At 71.3% G+C, this 20,996-nt stretch carries 24 protein-coding genes; 11 read left to right on the forward strand and 13 right to left on the reverse strand.

Going from position 1 to position 20,996, the window contains the following annotated elements; translation table 11 throughout:
- Window positions 1-151 precede the first annotated feature (151 nt).
- The 4 genes from LX83_RS31160 (at window position 152) to LX83_RS31175 (ending at window position 4,348) form a co-directional block, all read left to right on the forward strand.
- Window positions 152-505 carry an ArsR/SmtB family transcription factor gene (locus tag LX83_RS31160; RefSeq protein WP_253777887.1) on the forward strand — a complete coding sequence of 118 codons (354 nt, stop codon included), beginning with the start codon at window positions 152-154 and terminating at the stop codon, window positions 503-505.
- A 13-nt stretch (window positions 506-518) separates the two neighbouring features.
- A complete protein-coding gene (locus LX83_RS31165; protein WP_253777889.1) occupies window positions 519-752 on the forward strand; it encodes a hypothetical protein in 234 nt (77 codons plus the stop codon).
- A 216-nt stretch (window positions 753-968) separates the two neighbouring features.
- Window positions 969-1,778, forward strand: coding sequence for an ABC transporter ATP-binding protein (locus tag LX83_RS31170; protein WP_253777891.1), 810 nt, complete (start codon window positions 969-971; stop codon window positions 1,776-1,778).
- Window positions 1,775-4,348, forward strand: coding sequence for an FtsX-like permease family protein (locus LX83_RS31175; RefSeq protein ID WP_253777893.1), 2,574 nt, complete (start codon window positions 1,775-1,777; stop codon window positions 4,346-4,348). Before LX83_RS31170 ends, LX83_RS31175 begins: the two co-directional genes overlap by 4 nt.
- Window positions 4,349-4,540: 192 nt before the next feature.
- On the opposite strand, the gene LX83_RS31180 is transcribed toward LX83_RS31175, so the two are convergent.
- The 3 genes from LX83_RS31180 to LX83_RS31190 all read right to left on the reverse strand — a co-directional run bounded on the left by LX83_RS31180 (window position 4,541) and on the right by LX83_RS31190 (window position 8,013).
- Entirely contained in the window at window positions 4,541-5,791 is a 1,251-nt protein-coding gene (locus LX83_RS31180; RefSeq protein ID WP_253777895.1) for an MFS transporter, read from the reverse strand.
- A gap of 232 nt (window positions 5,792-6,023) precedes the next feature.
- Complete coding sequence (locus LX83_RS31185) at window positions 6,024-6,458, reverse strand: MarR family winged helix-turn-helix transcriptional regulator (protein ID WP_253777897.1); 435 nt, start codon at window positions 6,456-6,458, stop codon at window positions 6,024-6,026.
- Window positions 6,459-6,555: 97 nt separating this feature from the next.
- Window positions 6,556-8,013 (reverse strand): NCS2 family permease, encoded by a 1,458-nt coding sequence (locus LX83_RS31190; RefSeq protein WP_253777899.1) that lies wholly within the window; start codon window positions 8,011-8,013, stop codon window positions 6,556-6,558.
- Between the two features lie 132 nt (window positions 8,014-8,145).
- On the opposite strand from LX83_RS31190, the gene LX83_RS31195 reads away from it, so the two are divergent.
- A complete protein-coding gene (locus tag LX83_RS31195; RefSeq protein ID WP_308204082.1) occupies window positions 8,146-8,472 on the forward strand; it encodes a DUF2530 domain-containing protein in 327 nt (108 codons plus the stop codon).
- Between the two features lie 70 nt (window positions 8,473-8,542).
- Here the strand turns inward: LX83_RS31195 and LX83_RS31200 are convergent, their stop codons facing one another.
- Window positions 8,543-8,896 carry a nucleoside triphosphate pyrophosphohydrolase family protein gene (locus tag LX83_RS31200; RefSeq protein WP_253777901.1) on the reverse strand — a complete coding sequence of 118 codons (354 nt, stop codon included), beginning with the start codon at window positions 8,894-8,896 and terminating at the stop codon, window positions 8,543-8,545.
- Between the two features lie 9 nt (window positions 8,897-8,905).
- On the reverse strand, window positions 8,906-9,667 hold the full coding sequence (locus LX83_RS31205; RefSeq protein WP_253777903.1) for an alpha/beta hydrolase: 762 nt from the start codon (window positions 9,665-9,667) through the stop codon (window positions 8,906-8,908).
- Window positions 9,668-9,816: 149 nt separating this feature from the next.
- Here LX83_RS31205 and LX83_RS31210 point away from each other — a divergent pair, with 149 nt between their 5' ends.
- Window positions 9,817-10,206: a winged helix-turn-helix transcriptional regulator gene (locus LX83_RS31210; protein ID WP_253777905.1), complete on the forward strand. Its 390-nt coding sequence runs from the start codon at window positions 9,817-9,819 to the stop codon at window positions 10,204-10,206.
- 36 nt (window positions 10,207-10,242) lie between these two features.
- On the opposite strand, the gene LX83_RS31215 is transcribed toward LX83_RS31210, so the two are convergent.
- Genes LX83_RS31215 through LX83_RS31230 form a run of 4 tightly spaced genes read right to left on the reverse strand, consistent with a single transcriptional unit; the run spans window position 10,243 to window position 11,724 of the window.
- Window positions 10,243-10,743: a hypothetical protein gene (locus LX83_RS31215; RefSeq protein ID WP_253777908.1), complete on the reverse strand. Its 501-nt coding sequence runs from the start codon at window positions 10,741-10,743 to the stop codon at window positions 10,243-10,245.
- Between the two features lie 29 nt (window positions 10,744-10,772).
- Complete coding sequence (locus LX83_RS31220; protein WP_253777911.1) at window positions 10,773-11,273, reverse strand: hypothetical protein; 501 nt, start codon at window positions 11,271-11,273, stop codon at window positions 10,773-10,775.
- Window positions 11,270-11,497, reverse strand: a complete 228-nt coding sequence (locus LX83_RS31225; protein WP_253777913.1) for a zinc finger protein — start codon at window positions 11,495-11,497, stop codon at window positions 11,270-11,272. Before LX83_RS31225 ends, LX83_RS31220 begins: the two co-directional genes overlap by 4 nt.
- A complete protein-coding gene (locus tag LX83_RS31230; RefSeq protein ID WP_253777915.1) occupies window positions 11,494-11,724 on the reverse strand; it encodes a hypothetical protein in 231 nt (76 codons plus the stop codon). The genes LX83_RS31225 and LX83_RS31230 overlap by 4 nt, the downstream gene beginning before the upstream one ends.
- 251 nt (window positions 11,725-11,975) lie before the next feature.
- Between LX83_RS31230 and LX83_RS31235 the strand changes: the two genes are divergently transcribed.
- The 3 genes from LX83_RS31235 (at window position 11,976) to LX83_RS31245 (ending at window position 13,382) form a co-directional block, all read left to right on the forward strand.
- Window positions 11,976-12,857 carry a helix-turn-helix domain-containing protein gene (locus LX83_RS31235; protein WP_253777917.1) on the forward strand — a complete coding sequence of 294 codons (882 nt, stop codon included), beginning with the start codon at window positions 11,976-11,978 and terminating at the stop codon, window positions 12,855-12,857.
- A complete protein-coding gene (locus LX83_RS31240) occupies window positions 12,854-13,051 on the forward strand; it encodes a DUF397 domain-containing protein (protein ID WP_253777919.1) in 198 nt (65 codons plus the stop codon). Before LX83_RS31235 ends, LX83_RS31240 begins: the two co-directional genes overlap by 4 nt.
- A gap of 73 nt (window positions 13,052-13,124) precedes the next feature.
- Entirely contained in the window at window positions 13,125-13,382 is a 258-nt protein-coding gene (locus tag LX83_RS31245) for a DUF397 domain-containing protein (RefSeq protein WP_253777921.1), read from the forward strand.
- Between the two features lie 76 nt (window positions 13,383-13,458).
- Here LX83_RS31245 and LX83_RS31250 read toward each other — a convergent pair whose 3' ends face one another.
- Window positions 13,459-13,683 (reverse strand): hypothetical protein, encoded by a 225-nt coding sequence (locus LX83_RS31250; protein ID WP_253777923.1) that lies wholly within the window; start codon window positions 13,681-13,683, stop codon window positions 13,459-13,461.
- 206 nt (window positions 13,684-13,889) lie between these two features.
- Between LX83_RS31250 and LX83_RS31255 the strand changes: the two genes are divergently transcribed.
- Both LX83_RS31255 and LX83_RS31260 read left to right on the forward strand, forming a co-directional pair.
- Window positions 13,890-14,417, forward strand: coding sequence for a SigE family RNA polymerase sigma factor (locus tag LX83_RS31255; protein WP_253777925.1), 528 nt, complete (start codon window positions 13,890-13,892; stop codon window positions 14,415-14,417).
- The gene (locus tag LX83_RS31260; protein ID WP_253777928.1) at window positions 14,414-15,649 is read left to right on the forward strand and encodes a hypothetical protein; all 1,236 of its coding nucleotides are present in this window, start codon (window positions 14,414-14,416) and stop codon (window positions 15,647-15,649) included. The genes LX83_RS31255 and LX83_RS31260 overlap by 4 nt, the downstream gene beginning before the upstream one ends.
- Window positions 15,650-16,011: 362 nt before the next feature.
- On the opposite strand, the gene LX83_RS31265 is transcribed toward LX83_RS31260, so the two are convergent.
- The 3 genes from LX83_RS31265 to LX83_RS31275 all read right to left on the reverse strand — a co-directional run bounded on the left by LX83_RS31265 (window position 16,012) and on the right by LX83_RS31275 (window position 20,878).
- Complete coding sequence (locus LX83_RS31265) at window positions 16,012-19,173, reverse strand: sacsin N-terminal ATP-binding-like domain-containing protein (protein ID WP_407649703.1); 3,162 nt, start codon at window positions 19,171-19,173, stop codon at window positions 16,012-16,014.
- The gene (locus LX83_RS31270) at window positions 19,170-20,138 is read right to left on the reverse strand and encodes a DUF3027 domain-containing protein (RefSeq protein WP_253778004.1); all 969 of its coding nucleotides are present in this window, start codon (window positions 20,136-20,138) and stop codon (window positions 19,170-19,172) included. The genes LX83_RS31265 and LX83_RS31270 overlap by 4 nt, the downstream gene beginning before the upstream one ends.
- A 185-nt stretch (window positions 20,139-20,323) precedes the next feature.
- Window positions 20,324-20,878, reverse strand: coding sequence for a DUF192 domain-containing protein (locus LX83_RS31275; RefSeq protein ID WP_253777932.1), 555 nt, complete (start codon window positions 20,876-20,878; stop codon window positions 20,324-20,326).
- Window positions 20,879-20,996 lie beyond the last annotated feature (118 nt).

Below are 20,996 nucleotides of genomic sequence, written 5' to 3' on the forward strand. Positions count from 1 at the left end.
ACACATGAAGCAAGTCGAGAGCACGAGTAAGGAGGAGTTGGCGGATTGCGGACACCGAAGGGTGCGAACGCGCCCGAACAGCGATTTGGCGGGCCGTTCGCGCCATATGTAAGCTCCGACTTACAGCCTGGGACGTGCCGGGGGAGCGACCATGAACAGCGAGGAGCTCCTGGCCCTGCTCGCCGCGGTGGGCCACGCGCAACGTCTCCGGATCGTCGCCGAGTTGTCCGAGGGGCGGATGTACGTCAGCGAACTCGCCCGCCGGCTCGGCATGTCCAGACCGCTGCTCTACATGCACCTGGAGCGGCTGGAAAAGGCTGGACTGGTCGCCAGCAACCTGGAACTCTCCCCGGACGGCAAGGCGCTGAAGTACATCGAGCTGGCTCCGTTCGAGCTGCGCCTGAACGTGGACACGATCCTCGCGGCAGTCCGCGAGGACACGGCGCGCTCCAGCGACCCGGGTGACGCCGCTGGTCCGGCGGAGCGGAACGACGGAACGACGTGAAGGAAAGCCCGACATGACCAGCGCTGTTATCTCGATCTCCGTCGTGACGCTCATCGTCGCCAGCATCACGGTGAGCGTGGTCGCCTTCTTCAACACGCAGAAGCACCGCGCCGACGCCAAGGTGCTGGTCGAGTACCGCCAGCTCGCCGAGCGGCACGCCGCCGGCCAGCAGGAGCTGCGCGACCAGCTGGCCGAACTCAACGAGCGGCTCAAGGCCGTCGAGACCCTGCTGCGCAGCGTCGACTGACCACGCTCCGCCTCACCTGACGGTCCACACCAGACTGTCTGTTCCGGACTGTCCACACGGGACCGCGTCCTCCCGGGGCGCCCTCCCGCGCCGGTCCGCGCTCGCCGCACCGCGCCGCTGACCGCTGGCGCGCGGCGCCACCACCACACCGGTCGCCGAGTCGACCGCGCACGCCCACCGGCACTCCCCGCTGCCCGAAAAAAGGGAAAGAACAACGTGAACGGGACACTGCGCCCACAACCGTCCGACGTCGTGCGGCTCGATGCCGTGCGCAAGATCTACCGGGGTTCCAAGAACCGGGTGGCCGCCCTGGACGGGGTGACCATCGGCCTGCGCCGGGGCAGCTTCACCGCGGTGATGGGGCCGTCCGGCTCCGGCAAGAGCACCTTCCTGCACTGCGCCGCCGGCCTGGACCAGCCGACCTCCGGTTCGGTGTGGCTGGACGGCGTGGACCTGGCCGGGCTGCGGGAACGCGCGCTGACCAAGCTCCGCCGCGACCGGATCGGCTTCGTCTTCCAGGCGTTCAACCTGCTGCCCGCGCTGACCGTGGTGGACAACGTCACGCTGCCGCTGCGGCTGGCCGGGCGCAAGCCCGACCGGGCCGAGGTCGACGAGGTGATCGAGCGGGTCGGGCTCGCCGAGCGGCGCCGCAACCGTCCCGGTGAACTCTCCGGTGGACAGCAGCAGCGGGTCGCCATCGCGCGGGCGCTGATCACCAAGCCCGCCGTGGTGTTCGGCGACGAACCCACCGGCGCGCTGGACACCCACACCGCGCGCGAGGTGCTCGGCCTGCTGCGCGAGGCCGTCCAGTGGGCGGGGCAGACCATCGTGATGGTGACCCACGACCCGGTGGCCGCCGCGCACGCCGACCGGGTCCTGTTCCTCGCCGACGGCCAGCTCGTCGGCGCGCTCGACCAGCCGACCGCCGACCAGGTCGCCGAGCGCATGACCCACCTGGGGGCCTGGGCGCAGCAGCGGTCGACCCGGCCCGCCACCCAGGGCACGGCCCACGGGAGGCACGCGTGATCGGCCTCGCCCTGCGCGGCCTGCGCCACCACCGCAACGGCTTCCTCGCGTCGTTCGTCGCGCTGTTCTTCGGCGCCGCGATCGTGGTGGCCTGCGGCGGTCTGCTGGAGACCGGTGTGCACGCCGCCGCACCACCGCACCGCCTGGCCGCCGCGCCCATCGTGGTGACCGGCGACCAGTTCTACCCGGACGAGGGCGACGAGTTCGCCGAGCGCGTCCGGCTGGACGCCGGCCTGGTCGACCGGGTCGCGTCGGTGCCCGGCGTCGCCGCGGCAGTGCCCGACCTGGCGTTCCCCTCGGCCGTGTTGCGGGACGGCGCACCGGTCGAGCCGCCGACGACCGGCCGCAACTGGTCGGCCACCCGCCTGGCCCCGCTCTCGCTCACCGAGGGCGCCGAACCGGCCCGCGCCGGCCAGGCCGCGCTGGACCCCGGTCTTGCCGAGGCCGCCGGGGTGCGCGTGGGCGGGCGGGTCACCCTGTCGGTGTCCGGTCGCACCGGCCAGTACCTGGTCACCGGCCTGGTCGCCGGCCCAGGCGCGGCCGGCGCGGTGTTCCTCGCCGACGCCGAGGCGGCCACCCTGGTGAGCCGGCCGGGCCAGGTCGATTCCATCGGCGTGTTCACCACCCCGGGCAGCGACCCGGCCTCGGTGCGGCAGGCCGTCGAGGCGGCCGTGGCCGGCGCACCGGCCACCGTGCTCACCGGTGACGAGCGGGGCCGGGCGGAGAACACCGCGGTGGTGACCGGGAGCGGCACCCTGATCACGATGGCCGCGGTGTTCGGCGGGCTGTCCGCGGGGGTCACCGTGTTCGTCGTGGCCAGCACGCTCGGCCTGGCCCTCCAGCAGCGGCAGCGGGAGATGGCGCTGCTGCGGGCGATCGGCACCACGCCGGCCCAGTTGCACCGGCTGGTCCTCGGCGAGACGCTGGTCGTCGCCGCGGCCGCCACCGCGCTGGCCTGCTGGCCCGGTCCGCTGCTCGGCGGCTGGCTGCTGGACGTGTTCGCCGGTGCCGGTGTGGTGCCGGAGTCGATCGTGTTCCGGGCCGGCTGGGTGCCGATGGCCGTGGGCGCGGGCACGGCCCTGCTCACCGCGCTGGGCGCGGCGTTCATCGCCGCCCGGGGCGCGGCCCGCACCCGCCCGACCGAGGCGCTCGCCGAGGCGGCGGTGCGACGCCGCTGGTTCAGCTGGGTCCGGCTGGTCGCCGCGGTGCTCTGCCTCGGTGGGGCCGTCACGCTGTCCCTGGTCACCGCGAACATGGCCGGCCCGCAGGCGGGCAGCACCGCGATCCCGGCGGCGATGCTGTGGACGGCGGGGTTCGGCCTGCTCGGGCCCGGCCTGGCCAAGGTCAGCACGGCCGTGCTGCGCTGGCCGCTGCGCGCGGTCACCGGGTTCGCCGGTCACCTGGCCATGCTCAACGCCAGGGCGCGGGCGCAGCGGGTGGCCGGGGCGGTGATGCCGGTGATGCTCGCCAGCGGACTGGCCACCGCCATGATCTACCTGCAGACCACCCAGGCCGCCGGCGCGGACCGGGCGTTCACCGAGAGCCTGAAGGCGGATCTCGTGCTCACCTCGACCACCGGCGGCCTGCCGCTGTCCCTTGTGGACACCGTCGCCGGGCTTCCCGGGGTCGCGGCGGCCTCGGCGCAGCTGGCCAGCGCCGGGTTCGTCGAGCCGCCACCCCCGCCGGAACAGCCGGCGTCCACCGACGAGGAGGACGAGGACGACGACAAGAAGGACACCGGCGATCCCACGGAGGTGCCGGTGCAGGGCGTGTCGGCCGAGGGCGTGGCGCGGGCCACCGCGTTCCACGCCACCAGCGGCAGCCTGGCCGACCTGCGCGGCGACACCGTCGCCCTGCCCACCTCGGTGGCCGCCGACACCGGGCACGCGCTCGGCGACCGGGTGCCGATGCGGCTGGGCGACGGCAGCCAGGTCAGCCTGGAGCTGGTCGCCACCCTCGACGGCCAGCGCGGCTACGAGACCGCCCTGGTGCCGGCGGCGCTGCTGGTCGCGCACACCGACAGCGGCCTGCTGCCGCAGATCGTGGTGAGCGCCGAGCCGGGCGCCGACCGCACCCGGCTGACCGGTGCGCTGTCCGGGCTGGCCGCCCAGCAGCCCGGCCTGCGGGTGGCCGACCGGGAGGCGCTCACCGCCGCCCAGACCGAGCACGGCGACACCCAGAGCTGGATGTCCTTCCTCGTGGTCGGCATGGTGCTCGGTTACGCGACCATCGCGCTGGTCAACACCCAGGTGCTGGCCACGACCGAGCGGCGCAGGGAGTTCACCCTGCAACGGCTGATCGGCTCAACGCGCACCCAGGTGGTCGCGATGATGGCGGTGGAGGCCGTGCTGGTCGCGGCGGCGGGAATCCTGCTCGGCCTGCTGGTCGCGGCGCTGACCCTGGTGCCGCTGAGCCAGAGCGTGCTGGGGTCGGCGGTGCCCGACGGGCCGCTGTGGATCCTGCTCGCGGTGGTCGGCGGCACCCTCGTGCTCACGCTCGGCACGACCCTCCTGTCCACCACCCTGGTGCTGCGCACCCGCCCCGGCGACGCGATCGGCGTCCGCGAATGACCACCACCTGACCGCCCGGCGAGGCGGCCCCGGCCGGACCGTCCACCACCCCCACGGCCGGCCGGGCCGCCGCGGGCGCGGAACCCGCGTGGTCATGCGTCGGCGATGAGGGCCGGCACCACCAGGAACGGTGCCTCGGAGCAGCCCCATCGCATCCCGCACTTCCCAGTGGCGCCACCCCGCGGGCAGCCGTCACCGGCGCGGGATCACCCGGAGTCGGGTCCACGGCCAGGTGGGCAGGCGCAGGCCGCCCCGCCTGGCCAGGACGAAACCGGCGATCAGCGCGGTGAGCACCGCGACCAGGCCGCCGACCACCAGGGGGGACCGCCCGGTGAAGTTCTCGGCCAGCCAGCCCATCAGCGGGCCGCCCACCGGGTTGCCGCCCAGGAACACCAGCATGTACAGGCCCATCACCCGGCCGCGCATGGCCGGGCTGACCGCGAGCTGCACGGTGGCGTTGGCCGTGGTGGTGAAGGTCATCATGGCCGCGCCGACCGGGACGAGGGCCACGCCGACCGCCCAGAGGCTGGGCATCAGCCCGGCGACGGCCTCCAGCACGCCGAAGGCCAGCGCGCCACCCAGCATCAGGCTCACCCTCGGCTTGCCCTTGGAGCTGCGCCGGGCCGCCAGGGTGGCGCCGGTGAGCGTGCCCACGGCCAGCATGGTGGACAGGAAGCCGTAGGCGTCGGCCTCGCCGCCGAACACGTTGCGCGCGACCACGGCCAGGGTCACGTAGAAGTTCAGCCCGAAGGTGCTCACGAAGAACACCAGCACCATCACGGTCACCAGGTCGGCGCGCCGCCGCACGTAGCGCAGGCCCTCGCGCAGCTGCCCCTTCCTGCGCGGCACGGGTGGGCTGCGATGCAGCTGGGCCGGGTTCATCAGCAGCAGCCCGCCGATCACGCCGACGAAGGTGGCCGCGTTGATCAGGAACACCCAGCCGGTGCCCACCACGGTGATCAGCACGCCGGCGATGGCCGGCCCGACCATCCTGGCCAGGTTGAACGTCATCGAGTTGAGCGCGACCGCGTTGGTGAGCTGGTCCCGGCCGACCATCTCCACCACGAACGACTGGCGCACCGGGGTCTCCACCGCGGAGACCATGCCCAGCAGCAGGCACAGCACGTAGACCTGCCACAGCTGGGCCACGCCGGTCACGTCGAGCAGCCCCAGGGTGAGCCCGCACAGGCCGAGGCCGGTCTCCAGCCCGACTAAGAGCTTGCGCTTGTCCAGCCGGTCGGCCAGCACGCCGGCCCACAGCGAGAGCACCAGCGTGGGCAGGAACTGCAGGGCCGCGGCCACGCCCAGGGCGACCGGGCTGCCGTTGGACAGCTCCAGCACCAGCCAGTCCTGGGCCACCCGCTGCATCCACACGCCGATCAGCGAGACGACCTGGCCCGACGCGTACAGGCGGTAGTTGCGCACCCGCAGCGAGCTGAACATTCCACCGCGCTGAACGCTCCGCTGTGGACGGTCAGCGTCCACAGCGGACTTCGACACCCCGGTGGGTTCGGTGCCACGATCAACACCGTCCACATCGGACTGTGGTGCGACGGCGGTGGGGGTGGGGTCCTCGGCCGCAGGTGGGGTCGTCACACCGGCTGGGGGTGGTTGTGGGCTTCCAGCGCTGCTCGCCTGGTCTGCTCCGGTACCACCCGCGTAAGCCGGCACGTCGTTACTGCCCCGCCATCCTGTCGATGATCTCCGCCGCCCGGGCGAGGATCTCCCGTTCGTCCTGTCGCAACTCGGCCAGCCGCTTGTCCAGCCAGACCTCCCTGGCCTGGATCTCGGCCGCGTGGAACTCCAGCCCCGCCTCGCTGATCGTCACGATCGCCTGGCGCCCGTCGGTGGGGTGCGGCCGGCGGGTGACGAAGCCCAGCTCCTCCAGGGCGGCGATCACCCTGGTCATCGACGGCGGCTGGACGCCCTCCTTGGCCGCCAGCTCCCCCGGCGTCAGCGGTCCGCACTTGTAGAGCGTGGACAGCGCCGAGATCTGGGTCAGCGAGACGGCCGCGTTGGTGCGTTGCGCCCGAAGGCGACGGTTGAGCCGGACAACCGCCAGCCGCAGCCGGCTGGCCAGCCCGGATTCCACCTCATCGCGCTCCTGCACGTATTTAGCTTACCTCACGATTTCTTCACGTGCTCCGTTTCTCCGGCCGCCGTTCCTCCGCCAGGCGCCGCGACGCACCCCAGGTCAGCGCGGTCGCTCAGGTCAGCGCGGCCCGGATCGGGTCGACCGCGAAGTAGGCGACGAACGCGATCGCCACCACCCACATGAGGGGGTGAATCCCGCGCGCCCGGTGCGTGCAGAGCCGGATCACCACGTAGCTGACGAACCCGGCGCCGATGCCGTTGGCGATCGAGTAGGTGAACGGCATGACCACGATGGTCAGGAACGCCGGCAGCGCCACCGAGAAGTCGGTGAAGTCGATCTCCCTGACCTGGCCGACCATCAGCGCGCCGACCACCACCAGCGCCGGCGCCGCCGCCTCCACCGGCACCACCTGGTAGAGCGGGGTGAAGAACATGGCGGCCAGGAACAGCAGCCCGGTGACCACGTTGGCCAGGCCGGTGCGGGCACCCTCGGCGATGCCCGACGCCGACTCCACGAACACCGTGTTCGAGCTGGCCGAGCCGGCGCCACCGGCCACCGCGCCCAGCCCCTCCACGAACAGGGCCTTGCCCACGCCGGGCAGCTGGCCGTTCTGGTCGACCAGGCCGCCCTCCTTGCCCAGGCCGGTCATGGTGCCCATGGCGTCGAAGAAGTTCGCCAGCACCAGGGTGAACACCAGCAGCGCCACGGTGATCGCGGGCAGCCTGGTCCACGCGCCGAACGAGAAGTCCCCCACCAGCGACAGGTCGGGCAGGCCGATCACCTGGTCGGGCAGGGCCGGGTAGCCCAGGTTCCACCCCTTGGGGTTGGTTCCGGCGGACGGACCGGCGTGCACGATCGCCTCGACCACGATGGCCAGCACGGTGTTGGCCACCACCCCGATCAGGATCGCGCCGCGCACCCGCTTGGCCACCAGCACACCCGTGATGAGCAGCCCCGCCACGAACACCGCCGTCGGCCAGGACGCGATCGAGCCGTGGATGCCCAGCCCGACCGGGACGGTGGTGTTGGCCGCGTCCGGCAGCCGGCGCACGAACCCGGCGTCCACCAGCCCGATGAAGCAGATGAACAGGCCGATGCCCACGGCGATGGCCGACTTGAGCGCGGCGGGCACCGCGTTGAACACGGCGGTGCGGAACCCGGTGGCCACCAGCACCAGGATGATCAGGCCGTCGATCACCACCAGGCCCATCGCCTCCGGCCAGCTCATCTGCGGCGCGATGGTGACCGCGAGCAGCGAGTTGATGCCCAGACCGGTGGCGATGGCGAACGGGTAGTTGGCGACCAGCCCGAACAGGATCGTCATCACCCCGGCGACCAGCGCGGTCACCGCGGCCACCTCGGGCACCGGCAGGATGTTGCCGAGCACGTCCCGCTTGGCCGAGGCGTCACCGGCCGAGTAGCTGCCCAGGATCAGCGGGTTGAGCACGACGATGTACGCCATGGTCACGAAGGTGACCAGGCCGCCCCTGACCTCCCGCCCCACGGTTGACCCGCGCTCGGACACCCGGAAGAACCGGTCGAGCGCTGAGCGCGGTGTGGTTGTGGCCATGGTCGTTCCCCTCGAAGTTCGGCTTCCTGGTCGGCCGGCTGCGTCCGCACGCACTGCCCTGGTCGGTGTCGACCAGGCAGCGGCCGGGGGAAGCCTGCCTGACGGTTGTTTCGGCCAGGTAGCCTGCCTGACGTGGCCAAGGTGACCGAACGCGACCCTCGGGGAGAGGCTGCCGGCGGCAACCAGAACCGGCAACACGAACTGCCGCCGCCCCCGCCGCTGCCGCGCAGGTTCACGGACGTGGTGCCGATCGTCGTGGTCGGCTCCTCGATCATGTTCGTGGTGTTCGCGGTGCTGCTGGTCGCCCGGCTCGCCGCCGGCGTCGACTCCGGCGAGGTGATGTGGACCTGCCTGGCCGGCTGGGTCCTCGGCCTGATCGGCCTCGGCGTCGTGGCCTGGCAGCGCGCCGCCGCCCGCCGCGGCTCCCGAGGCGCCCAACAGGGCCTGCTCGACGACTGACCCCCCGTCAGCCGGTGCTCACCGACCCCGTGTTCACCGGTCGGTGCTCACCGGTCAGGGGCCTCACCGGTCAGGGGCTCGCGGTCGTCTCCGCGCCGCCAGCGGTGGCGGCGACCCGGTCGGGATGCCACACCAGCCACTTCCGCTCGACCTGTTCCGCCAGGTCAACCCCGTGGTGCCGAGCCATCAGCAGCACGTGGCACAACACGTCGGCCAACTCGGCGCCGAACCGGTCGTCCAGTTCCTGCTGCGTGTTCCCCTTGGCCCTGGCCTGACCGGTCCGCATCAGAAAGGCCTGCGTCAACTCGCCGACCTCCTCCTGGAGCTTGAGGAGGAACCACGTCTCGTCCCGCGTGAAGCCGTGCGCGCGGGCATAGCCACGCGAGACCACCTCGACGTCGTCACTCAGCCGCGCCAGATCCACGGGGGCAGCCTAGAGGCCAGGCGTTGGCCGTCCCGAGAGATGCTGGCGGCCGACGGTGAGCAGCAGTTCGCTGAGTTCGGCTGGCATGGTGATCATGCAGTCGTGGCCGGTCGGCAGCTCGAACACCTGTGCCGGGGACCCGTTGGGCTGGATCGCGGGGACGGGCCGCCGGGTGATGCCCTCCGGGGTCGCGCCGACGCAGTGGATGTGCGTGCGCGGGATGGCGTTCACGGCCGGGTTGTCCAGGTGGACCGGTTGCTGGAGGCAGCGCACCGGCTGGTCCGAGAGCATCGTGCGCAGCCAGGCGATGTCCGCCGGGTCGGTGACCCCGAACAGGCCGAAGGGCGGCGGCCGCTCGGGCAGCGGGGGAACGCGCCAGCCGCTGTCGGAGCGCGCGGCGAGGTCGATCAGGTGCTGGGTCATGGGCTGGACGTCCACCGCGGTCTCGCCGTCCTCCGGGACCATCGCGTCGAGGTACACCAGGTGCGCGATCCGGTCCGGGATCTGGTTGGCCACGGACGAGATGACCAGCCCCGCGTAGCTGTGCCCCACCAGGACGACGTCGCTGAGGTCGTGGTCGTTGATCAGCTTGACGACGTCGTCGACGTGCGTGTCCAGCCCCACCTCGGGGCTGAGCAGGTGCACCTTGTCGCCGTAGCCGGTCAGCGACGGCGCGTGCACCCGGTGTCCGGCCGACTCCAGCAGCGGTACCACCCGCTGCCAGCACTGGCCGCTGTGCCAGGCGCCGTGGACCAGCAGAAATGTTGACATGTTCGTCCCGTTCGAGATGCGCCAGCGCGAGGCACTGGCGGTTACCATTCATACCTCGGTTCCGTTCAGGAACCACGACCATGCTGGCGCGCTCGACGCGGATCGGGCAATAAGGCACTTTTCAGTGCCCCGGTTCCAGGGAGGTAACCATGACCGCCACAGCGGGCGGGCCACAGCAGACACCGGACGACGCCTGCCGGGCCCGGGAAGTGCTGGACCTCGTCGGGGACAAGTGGACGCTGCTGGTCGTGCGCCACCTCAGCCAGGGGCCGCGCCGGTTCACCGAACTCAAGCGCGCCATCGACGGCATCAGCCAGCGCATGCTCACCGTCACCCTGCGCGCCCTCGAACGCGACGGCATCCTGACCCGAACCGTGCGCAACGTCATGCCGCCGCACGTCAGCTACGAACTCACCCCGATGGGCACCACCCTCCGCGCGGCCGCCCTGCCCCTGCTGGAGTGGAGCACCACCCACCTGGCCCAGATCGACGCCGCCCGCGCCCACTACGACACCCGCGCCGACACCCCACCCGCCTAACCCGAACCAGCCCCCGCGCTGGGGGTCTCCGTGGTTTCAGCCAAGCCGTTGCCAGCCGGGCCAGCTCTTGCGGAGTTCGGGTGGCCGCTCGTTCTCCCGAGGCCACAGCCGAAGCCGATACGAGTCCACCCCCACGGCGCCTTCGGCCGCTTCGGCGTAACCACGGCCTGACACGCGGGCACGGTAGCGACCAGACGGTACGGATTCCGGGCAACGAACCGGAGTGAATCCACCAGACGGCTCGAACACCAACTCGCCGTCGCACACGTCGAAATCGGCGTCGACCACGTGGTCCCAGGCGTCGTTGTCCAGGGGAGGTTCCTCGGACCAGACCTCGACCCGCATTGGAGCATCGAAGCTCTTTCGAAACGGAACGACAACGTCAATCAGGCCGTCCACAACACCGACCCACCGACCTGACTGCCGCGCGTCGTCCAATGCGCGCAGCACCGCGTCACTGGTGGAATCGTCGCGCCACGGCGCCACCGAGTAGATGTAGACCTGCCCATAATCGATCTCAACTTCGAGATCGATCACTATGCTGGGTTCACTCGTCATCAGCGCGATCAGTCCTGGGGTTCGTCGTGGTCACGGTCGTGGGGTGGGAGGGGATCGGCCAGGTCCGGAGCGGGCTTGGGCGCTGGCCGGATGGGAATGCCCGCTTCGGCGCGGTCGTAGAGCGAGCCGCCGAGCAGCACCAGGGACCTGGCCAGGTCGCGCATCTCAGCCAGGGTTGGTGGCGTGGTCACCGATGCCAGCCGGGCGCAGAACCCGGACAGCCGATGCGCGAGCAGCGGGCAGCGCTGACGCAGTTCCGCGTCGCTGATGTGTGCCACCTGCGGCAGCACCTTCGGGGCCGGCAGATTGGCGATCATGGTGGCCAACAGGCATGGCGTGCACGGCGTTTTCGTGGTCTCACGCACCACCTCGCTGGCCGACACCACGGTCTCGCACTCGCCGGCCGCGTGGTAGACGGTCCGGTTCGGGTCGAGGGTGTCCTCGGTGCGGAAGGCGTGGCTCTGGTTGTCACCGGGCACGTGCCACCAGACGTGGTCGTTGCCGGTCATCCGCGCCACTCCGCCAGCAGCGCGAGTCCGATGTGGACGTAGCCGCGCGCCTTCTCGTGGCAGTCCCAACAGGTTTCCCACAACCACTCGACCTTGGTGGGAACGTGGTCCGGGGTGGTGGTCTCCTGCCCGCACAGCGTGGTGACCGGGATGTTCTGCCCCTGGACTTCTCCGGGTATGGCGTGTCGGCGCTGGTCCAGCGGTAGCCAGCGGAACGTCTTCATGCCCGTGCCCCCAACCGATCGCGGCTGGTCGAGAAGATGTACTCGGTCGGCTTCCTCGGCCAGGCGGGGAGCGCCGAGGACGTCCCGGCCTGCCGACTCGACGGCGCGGAAACCCTGGGCCGGCGCGCCTGCCACCAGTCGAGCAGGCGGTCCAGTCCGATGTAGACGATCCGGGCGACCGCGAGGTGACCGAGCAGGACGCCGAGGGCGAATGCTGCCGTAACCACGCCAACACCTCCATGTGTGGGGAAAGCGGCAGAGCAGGGACTGTCCCCGTCCGGGGACGGACGTTCGCGACGGGCCGGCGGGATTGCGGACGTGGCGCGACGCCAACCCGCGAGGAGTCGGCATCCCCTGACCCGACCGGAAGGGGATCGCAACCCCGCCGACGTGATGCACGCTACTCCGATGCACTGTGCAAATGCACTGCACGATCGGGTGAAGTTGAGCGGAAAAACGCGTGGCTAAGGTGTGCGACATGGGAACCGGGCCAGAGCGCACGCGGCGCAAGGCGAAGTTCGGTCGGCTGATGACCCAGTTCCGCACGCGGGTCGATCCGGCGTTGACACCCGAAAAGCTGGCGAAGCAGCTGGGTGTCAATCGCACGACCATCAATCGGATGGAAGCGGGACTGACCGTCCCCTCTCGCCTCCTCATGAACGCCCTGCTCGGCTTCTACAACGTGTCGGACGAGGAGCGGGCCGAGGCCGAACAGCTCTGGCACGACGCGAAGCAGCCACCCGCGACGGTGTCCTTCGAACCCGCTGGCGGGCCGCCCGAATTCCGTTCGCTCTACCGGGCGGAATGGGAGGCGAGCGAAGTCATCAACCTGGCGACTCAGGCCATTCCCGGCCTGTTGCAGACCCCCGACTACGTTCGCGCCCTGGAACGCGCCGCCGGTGCCTCAGCGCTGAGCGACGAACCCATAGACGCAGAAGCCGCGGTGCGCGCCAGGCAGGGAAGACAGCAGCGGCTCACCGGGCCCGACCCGATCACCGTCCGAGCCCTCATCGACCAGGGCGTTCTCCGACGCCTGGTTGGCGGCGCCGCCGTCATGTCCGACCAGCTCAACCACCTGCTGCGGTTGAGCGAACTGCCCAACGTCACCCTGCGGGTGATTCCCGAGACCGCTGGCGCGTACGGCCTCATGTCCGGCTCGGTGACCATGCTCCACTTCTCCGACCCGGACGATCCCGCCGCCGTTTATCTGGAGTACCCAGGAGGTGGCAGCTGGGTCGAGGACAGGGCGGCCGTGAACAGGTTCCGACGGATGCTGGAAGGGGTGGAAGAAGTAGCGCTGTCTGCCGACGAGACAGCCGAACTGATCCGTGAACTACTGGCAGAACTAGAGGAACAATGACCAAAAGAACGTGGCGCAAAAGCACCTACAGCGGCGCGCAGGGAAATGACTGCGTTGAGCTGTCATTAGGCACTTCCACTACTGGCATCCGGGACACCAAGAGCCGCGACGGCGCCGTCCTGTGGTTCAGCACAGGTGCCGTCGAGGCTTTCCTGTCCGCAGTGAAGAGCGGCATGTTGCACGGACACCAGTAGGCGTATCACAGACCCGACACCCGAGGCCGCCCGATTCAGAGCGTCCCTCGGCGCTCAGCGAACGAGGTGCGACATGACTGGTCTTGGTCCCTGGCGTAAGTCGAGTCGATCACAGGGTGGCGCGCACAACTGCGTTGAACTGGCACATGGCTCATGGCGTAAAACGAGCTACAGCGGTGGCAACGGCGGCGCCTGCGTCGAGGTCGCACGCAGCGCCAAGATAGTTGCCATCCGGGACAGCAAGAACGCGGCCGGGCCGGTCCTGGCCTTTGGGCAGGCGGAGTTGGGCAGGTTCCTCAGCGCCGTCAAGGACGGCCGCTTCGACGGCTGATCGCTGTCGCTGCGAGTAGGGCCCGCCCAGTGCGGTTCACGGCTGGGCGGGCCCCTCAATCGTGCTGCGGAAAGAGCTACCCCAGCAGGGTTGCCGGCACGGGGTCGGCGAGGACGGCGGCGAAGGTGTGGCGGTCGGGCCAGCGGCCGGTGGCCCAGGCCAGGGCGCGGGCCAGGCCCTCGGGGCTGTCCTCGGCGTGGGTGTGGCCGTCCGGGGTGACCCACCAGGACACCTGGAACTCCTCGTCAGCGTCGCCGCTCGCCGGAGCGGTGTCACCGCCGGCCGCCAGCCGCACGGCCAACAGTTCGGCCAGTCCCTGGCCGGCCAGCCGATTTGCGACACAACGAATGAGGCCACACGACACGAACCGGCTGCCATGCCACCAGGTTGATGCTGCCTGTTCCGGCTTGCTGAATGCGGTGGCCTGACATCAGCGAAGTGGTGGCAACTTTTTTCCACTGGCTCGGGTCTTGGGAGTGGACAGCGGCAAGGGCGGAGGGCCGGGGAGTGCGCCATGACGAGTTTGAGCAGTTCGTGCGCGACCGTTACGGGCAGTTGCTGCGCTACGCGGTGATGCTCGCAGGTCACCAGGCTGATGCTGAGGAGGTGGTGCAGGAGTCGCTGCTCCGATGTTTGGGCCGATGGCGACGGATGAAACCAGACAACGCCCTGGCGTATGCCCGCAAGGCGGTGTTGCATGAGTTTCTGCGTTCGACACGGCCCAGAGCTGGGCTGACGGCCTCTGCACGAGCCAAGAGTGCGGAACTCACTGAGGAAGTGACAGGGGACTTCACCAGCGAGATAGCCGAGCGCGATCGGATTCTGACGGTGCTCCAGCGGTTGCCTCCGCGGCAGCGGGCTGCGGTGGTGATGCGGTTCCTGCTGGACCTGTCCGAGGCGCAGACCTCGCGGGAGATGAAGTGCTCAGTGGGCACGGTGAAGTCGCTGACGAGTCGAGGGCTAGCTCGCATCCGCGAGATATGGGCAGTTCAGCCAGTACTGGATGCCGCGTCGACCAGGAGGGAACGGTCATGATCTCACCGGAGCAGGATGACATGGTGCTGCGGTTGCGCCGCGAAGCTGACGGCCTGGACCCAGTGGTTCGACCTGGTCAGATCGATGAGGTTCTCGGTTGGTGCCAGACCCGGCGAGGGGAACAACGCCGGCAACAGGCTCGGTTGTGGGCGGCAGCCGTGATCGTAGTGGTTGCGATGATCGGCGTTGCCGTGATTGTAGGCAGAGCGAGTACGCCGCCGGAGCGGATCACGGTCGCCGCAGAAGTGGACCAGTGGCCTTTGCGGGGAGACCTGGCTGGCGACACAGCATTGCTGGACCGCGCGGAGGAGGTCTGGCGGGCTAGCGGTGACCGCTACGCCCCGGTCGGGCCGGTACGAGCGCTGTTTGCCCAGCGTTCGCCAGCACTGTCGGTGAATTTTCTGGTCGTGGTCCTGGCAGGTCAGGATGCGAACGGACGAACGGTCTTGGGCTACGTGACCAGCCCAGTTACCCGTGGTGAGCCGGACAGTCGGCGGTTGCTCGTGCGCGCGGAGGCGGCCGTTGAACCGGGACAGATGGCTGTGGGATTCATCGCGGCTCGACCTGACCCGCAGGACGCCTCGATTCCTGATGGTGGCAGTGTCGCCTTCGCGCTAGCCGCGCCGGGCGTGCCCGGGATACGAGTGACCACTTCACTGGTCGACCACAGCTTCACAGACGACCGCGCCTCAACTGAGGAGACATACTGGCGGATCCTGCCGGCCGGTGTAGGTGCCTGGAACAGCACTATCATCGTCGGACACGCTGATGACCAGCAGCTGCCGACGTGGCTCGCCGCTGGCGTGCACGATCCGGCCAGCAGTCCTGTGTCACTGCACACCGCAGATGTGGGCCTCTACGCGCAGCCAGCGCCATCGTCTGCTTTGGGTGTCGGTGATCTGGTGGTCACTCCAGACGGAGTTCTCGGCGTGGTTGCCACCGCCGACGGACACGTTGACACCGCGCTGGCCTCGCTCGCCAGTCACGGCCGAGTTACGACCGCGATCTCTGCTATTCCCGGCACCCTGACCTCTGCTTCAGGAGGCGCTGTGCTGTTCATCCCGGCTGGACCAGGAGAGATCGCCGAGGGCAATCGCATTGTGCTCACAAGCACCTCCAACTCCGAACTGATCGTCAATATCGGCCGCCTGACCAGGACCGACGCTGGATGGCGAGTCGAGCGCATGGCGAACACGGACGCCACCACGGCGATAGCAGTGGACCGCGACTGACAGGTCGCTGGCGCCCCAACGGGGTGGCAGGCCTTTTGTCTGCCACCCCGTCTTCAATGATCAGAGGAGCTTCCGCCGCAGTGGGGTCACGCCGTCACAGAGCCATCGCCCCACACTCTGCCCGGGCCCCACTCCTTGTGCAGCTGAAAGTAGTGCTCGTGGTTGGTGTAGAGCGCAGACCAGCAGTAGCTATAGGTGTTTCCGTCAAGCCTGTAGCGCACTGGCGCCCCAACCCATTCGTCGATGCCGTCGGCATCCTTGAACGGTGCGCCCCCCGGAGTCCCACGACGACGCGGAGACTCCGGGGACACTTCCGGCCGAGTCCACAGGCCGGCGGCTACGTGTTGATCTTATTTGCCGCGCTACCCCAGCAGGGTTGCCGGTACGGGGTCGGCGAGGACGGCGGCGAAGGTGTGGCGGTCGGGCCAGCGGCCGGTGGCCCAGGCCAGGGCGCGGGCCAGGCCCTCGGGGCTGTCCTCGGCGTGGGTGTGGCCGTCCGGGGTGACCCACCAGGACACCTGGAACTCCTCGTCAGCGTCGCCGCTCGCCGGAGCGGTGTCAGCGGTGTCACCGCCGGCCGTCAGCTGCACGGCCAACTCCTCGTGCACGGTGACCATGGCGTCCGGCACGGGCACGCCGAGCAGGTCGCAGGCCAGGCCCACGGCGGACAGGTCCCGCCAGTGCACCAGTTCGCCCTCGTCGGTCACCTCGGCGTGCACGGTCTCGGTGGCCAGGGGCACGTCCAGCAGCTCGGCCAGTGCCTCGGCCGGGGCGGTCGTGGGGTCGGCGACCACCACGCGGCCGGCCGGGATCACGCCGAGCAGCCAGGGGGCGTCCAGCACCACGGCCTGACCGGCGTCGACCACCCGGCCGGAGAGCACGCGGACCCGCTCGGGCGGGTCGAGGTCGGTGGGGTCCAGCAGTTCGTCCCGCACGGCGTGCGCCAGCTGCTCGTAGCCGCGCAGCGCCACCCCGCCGGGCACGTCCCGCTCCGGGTCGCCCAGGCGGTCCAGCAGGTCGGCCACGTCCGCGCGAGTGGTCACCGCGAGTTCGTCGCGCACCCCGATGGTGGTGAGCAGGCCCGGGTCCAGGGTCACGTCCGCCGGCAGCGGGTCGTACAGGCCGGCCAGGGACCGGGCGTCCGGCAACCGCCAGTGCTGCGGCGGCTGGCCGGCCAGGCGGGCGTGGCGGGCCACCCACCAGCCGGAGTAGCCGTCCGGGTCACGCAGGGCGCGCAGCGTCACCGGGTCCTTGGCCAGCAGTTGCAGCGCCACCGGCCAGGCGTCCTCGGCCACCAGGTCCAGGTCGCGGACGGCCACCAGCCGGGCCGGCGGCTCCACGTCGCCGTCGATGGCGCGCCACCACTCGGCCTCGTCGGGCAGGTCGTGGTTGGGCTCGGTGGGCGACTCGTCCACCAGCACGCTGAACGAGTTGAGCACGCCCACCGTGGCCAGCACGTCGGCCGGCCAGCGGTCGGCCAGGTCGTGGGCGAGCACGCCCAGCGGCGCGGTCTCGCCGGAAACCGCGGCCGGGTCGAACACGGCGAGCAGCGGTGAGGACGGCAGCACCAGTTCGTCGGCCCGCCGCCACTCCTCGGTGTCGTCGGGCAGGGCCAGCGCGCTCAGCCACGGCTGCTCGCCCGGCCGCACGCCCGCCTCCTCCACCAGCCCCAGCACCATCTCGGCCAGGCCGGAGGTGTCCAGGCCGGCCTCGGCGTCGGCGACGCTGCTCTCCACGGCCGCCCGCAGCGCGGGCGCCTCCAGCAGTTCCAACGGCCCGGCGCGGCGCGCGCCCAGCCGCTCCAGCAGCGGGTGCACGGCCTCGGGGTGCACGATGCGCAGGCCGGCCACGTCCGCGCTGAACATGGTGGCGGCGTCGGCGGTGAACGCCGCGTCGCTCAGGGTCAGCGCCTCGGACAGCGGTTCCAGGGTGTCGGCCGGCGAGTCCAGCAGCAGGGTGCCGCGCGGGCCGATCGAGGTGCGGCCGTTGGCCAGCGGCACCGGCAGGCCGGACAGCTCGTCGCGGACCGTGGAGTCGATCTCGGCCAGCGGGTTGAGCGCGGCGTAGAGCCGGGCCCACCACGACGGCGGCCGGTCGATGCCGGTGACCGCGGTGACCACCTCGGCCAGGCGCAGCCGGGGGATGTCCAGCGCGGCCAGCGCCTGGGCGTGCCGCGGCTCGGACAGCTCGGCGGCGACCAGGTTGGGCAGCACGTCGGTGAGCAGTTCGCCGACCCCGACGACGACCGCGTCGAGCACCCGGGCCGAGGCCGGGGCGATCTCGTCGCCGTCGGCCGAGGGCAGCCACTCGGCGGTGCGCAGCTCGGCCAGCAGCAGGCCGCGCAGCCGGTCGTCCAGTTCGGACAGGGGGAAGCCGGGGCGGGGCACCAGCTCGACCCGGTCCACCGGGGCGAGCGCGGCGATGAAGTCCGGGTAGGCGCGGGCCGCCTCGGCCAGCACGGCGTCGGTGGCCGGGCCGGGCATGACCCGCTGCCGCGACGGCTCCACCGGCAGGGTGGCCAGCAGCCGGGCCGGCAGGGACAGCCGCTCGTCGGTGGGGGTCGGGGTGTGCAGCACGTCCTGGTCGATCGGGTCGGGCCGGCCCACGGTGCGCTGGCCCGCACCGGGCTGCGTGGCCTCGTCGGGCTTGCCGACCAGCGGCACCGCCCAGCAGACCGTCCACTCCGGACGCCGCTGGGCCTCCACGCCGAGTTCGCGCAGTGCCGCGTCGGGCAGTTGACCGCTGGTGCGGTGCACCAGCCAGTCGAACTTGCCGTCCGGGCCGTGCAGCCGCACCACGCCGTCCAGCAGTTCCTCCCGCCACCAGCGGCGCTCGCCCACCTCGATGGTGCTCAGGCCGGGCAGGGCCAGCAGCAGGTCGGCGGCCTGCTCGGCAAAGCGGTTCAGCAGGGCCACGCTGTCCACATCGGACCGCAGCGGCAGCCGGACCTCGGTGTCGAACCCGGCCGGCAGCTCGGGTTCGTCGGCCTCGACCGGCCAGACCAGGCGCAGCACCGGGACCTGGCCACCGCGCTCGGCGACCTGGTCGGCCAGCTCCGGCACGTCCGCGACGACCTGGCGGGTGCGCTCGGCGGAGAAGCGCACGCCCCCGGTGCGGGACAGCACCCTGGGCGCGTCGCTGACGGCCAGCACGGCGGCGAAGCCGACACCGAACTGGCCGACGCTGTTGCCGCTCCCCTTGGCCGACGCCCGCAGCGAGGCGAGCGCGGCCACGCCGGCCGCGTCCAGCGGCTCACCGGTGTTGGCGGCGCGCAGCTCCACCCCGCCGGCACCGTCGTCCACAACGGACAGACGCAGCGTGCCGGCGGCACCGGCGGCCACGGCCGCGTCGGCCGCGTTCTGCGCCAGCTCCACCAGCAGGCGGTCGCGGTAGCCGCCGAGCCGCAGGTCCTCCTCGGCGTTGGCGTCCTCGCGGAACCGGGTGGGCGAACCCGTCCAGGCCGCGAGCACGGACTCGCGTAACCGACCGGCGCCGAAAACGTCGTCCTGCCCGCCCGCGCTCACCGCTGCCACGCCGGGTTCTGCTCGTCGCCGCCCTGGCCGTTGGCACTCTGGCCGTTCACGCCCTGCGCGTTGACGCTCTGTCCGTTGACCACGTGGTCGTTGCCCGCCTCGGTGTCGGCGTCCTGGTCGGTGCCGACCGGGCCGGTGCTGTCCTGGTCGGTGCCGTTCTCGTCGGCGGTCCGCTGGTCGGCGGGTGTCGGCTCGGTCGACCGCGCAACCGGCTGGTCGGCGCTCGCCTCCGGCCGTTCCTCGTTGGGCTCCACGTCCAGGATGGCGTCGTCGTAGACCAGGTCGGCCACGGGCACCGACGGCCCGCTCTCCACCTCGACCTCGGAGTGCGCGCCGCAGCCGTACTCGACGTGCACCACGTGCCCGTCGGCCGGGGTCAGCTCGTTGCCGCACACGCCGAAGGCGGCGCGCAGCGATCCGCCGAGCGGAATGTAGAAGCCGCAGGTGCCGCAGTGCGCGGGCGCGCTGCGGGCCATCTCGCTGTTCGGGCCGAACTCGCTGTCCCGCCACCGCTCGGCCGCGGTCAGCCGGCCCTGCCTGGACAGCACGTGCACCCGGCCGAGGCCCAGCTCGCGGTTGGCCTCCTCGACCTCGGGGTCGTCGGCGGCCAGGTAGCTGGGCACCAGCCGCGGGTCCTCCGGCCGCGCCGGCAGCAGGTCGCCGACGCCGAGGTCACCGGCGCGCACCCGCTCGTGCCACGGCACCCACTCGGGCGCGATCAACGCGTCCGGGCCGGGCAGCATCACGACCTCGCTGACCGTGACCGGGGTGCCCGGTCCGGCGGTGGCCACGGTCACCGCCCAGTGCCAGCCCCGGTAGCCGGGGTAGTTGGCGTGGAACAGGTGGGTCGCGGCGTCCGGCCCCTCGGCCTGGACCCCGGCGTGCGCGCCGACCAGCTCCTCACCGGCCTCCTCCTGGGCCGCCTGCCGCGCGAGGTCGACAGCCGCCGCCAGCACCGGATCGGGCCGCTGGTCGAGGCGTCCGACGTCGTCGGATGGCTGAGCCTGGTCGAAGCGTCCGTTTCCCTTGGTCGGCGTGGGGGTCACACCTTGAATTGTGCCCCACGTCCCCACCGCCTTCATGTACCCACCGCCCCTGCGCCGGCGGTGTTGGCCCGCGTGGGGCCGGGCTCGGCGGCGGCTCAGTGCTCACACTCCCCGTCGCCCGGGGTCAGCGTGGCCCCGCCGGTGAGTCCGATGTCACTCAGCCCGCCCTGCGGCACCTCCAGCGAGTAGCGGTACGGGCCGGCCGGCGGGTAGACCGGGCACTGGTCGCTGTCCGCGCACGGCTCCATGTCCACTGTGGAGACGATCTGGCCGGACGCGTTCAGGTAGGCCAGGGACAGCGGCATGGGCGTGTTGCGCATCCAGAACGCCCCGGTGGTGTCCGAGGCGTACATGAACAGCATGCCGTCGTAGCCGTTGAGGTTGGGGTCGGTCACGGTCATCAGGCCGCGCTCGCGCAGCGCGGCGGTGTCGGCCTTCAACAGGCACAGCACCCGCTCACTGCCGTCCGCCGCCCGCACCACGGCCGGCACCTCGCCGAACGCCGCCAGGTTCTGCACCGACGGCGACTGGCCGGTGCTGGAGTCGGCCCGGTTCAGGTCCAGCACCAGCACCGCCGACGCCAGCACCGTGACCAGGACCAGCACCGCCAGCACCCAGTGCCCGCGCAGCTCACCCCACCAGCTCCGCATCCCGGCCTCCCTCCTCTTCCGCATCCCGGCCCCTGCCTCGGCCCGCGCCCGGCGGGGCCTGTCGTGTTCTGCGGGCTCATGCTGGCAGCGCCGGTCCCGCCCCGGTTGGGTCGGCTTG

It is taken from the genome of Goodfellowiella coeruleoviolacea (assembly GCF_024171785.1).
Lineage (GTDB): Bacteria > Actinomycetota > Actinomycetes > Mycobacteriales > Pseudonocardiaceae > Goodfellowiella > Goodfellowiella coeruleoviolacea.

Bases quoted from the DNA above. Each gene is read 5' to 3' on its own strand.
- LX83_RS31160 (WP_253777887.1), top strand. From the start codon at position 152: ATGAACAGCGAGGAGCTCCTGGCCCTGCTCGCCGCGGTGGGCCACGCG.
- LX83_RS31165 (WP_253777889.1), top strand. From the start codon at position 519: ATGACCAGCGCTGTTATCTCGATCTCCGTCGTGACGCTCATCGTCGCC.
- LX83_RS31180 (WP_253777895.1), bottom strand. From the start codon at position 5,791: ATGTTCAGCTCGCTGCGGGTGCGCAACTACCGCCTGTACGCGTCGGGC.
- LX83_RS31190 (WP_253777899.1), bottom strand. From the start codon at position 8,013: ATGGCCACAACCACACCGCGCTCAGCGCTCGACCGGTTCTTCCGGGTG.
- LX83_RS31205 (WP_253777903.1), bottom strand. From the start codon at position 9,667: ATGTCAACATTTCTGCTGGTCCACGGCGCCTGGCACAGCGGCCAGTGC.
- LX83_RS31210 (WP_253777905.1), top strand. From the start codon at position 9,817: ATGACCGCCACAGCGGGCGGGCCACAGCAGACACCGGACGACGCCTGC.
- LX83_RS31220 (WP_253777911.1), bottom strand. From the start codon at position 11,273: ATGACCGGCAACGACCACGTCTGGTGGCACGTGCCCGGTGACAACCAG.
- LX83_RS31225 (WP_253777913.1), bottom strand. From the start codon at position 11,497: ATGAAGACGTTCCGCTGGCTACCGCTGGACCAGCGCCGACACGCCATA.
- LX83_RS31235 (WP_253777917.1), top strand. From the start codon at position 11,976: ATGGGAACCGGGCCAGAGCGCACGCGGCGCAAGGCGAAGTTCGGTCGG.
- LX83_RS31240 (WP_253777919.1), top strand. From the start codon at position 12,854: ATGACCAAAAGAACGTGGCGCAAAAGCACCTACAGCGGCGCGCAGGGA.
- LX83_RS31245 (WP_253777921.1), top strand. From the start codon at position 13,125: ATGACTGGTCTTGGTCCCTGGCGTAAGTCGAGTCGATCACAGGGTGGC.
- LX83_RS31260 (WP_253777928.1), top strand. From the start codon at position 14,414: ATGATCTCACCGGAGCAGGATGACATGGTGCTGCGGTTGCGCCGCGAA.
- LX83_RS31275 (WP_253777932.1), bottom strand. From the start codon at position 20,878: ATGCGGAGCTGGTGGGGTGAGCTGCGCGGGCACTGGGTGCTGGCGGTG.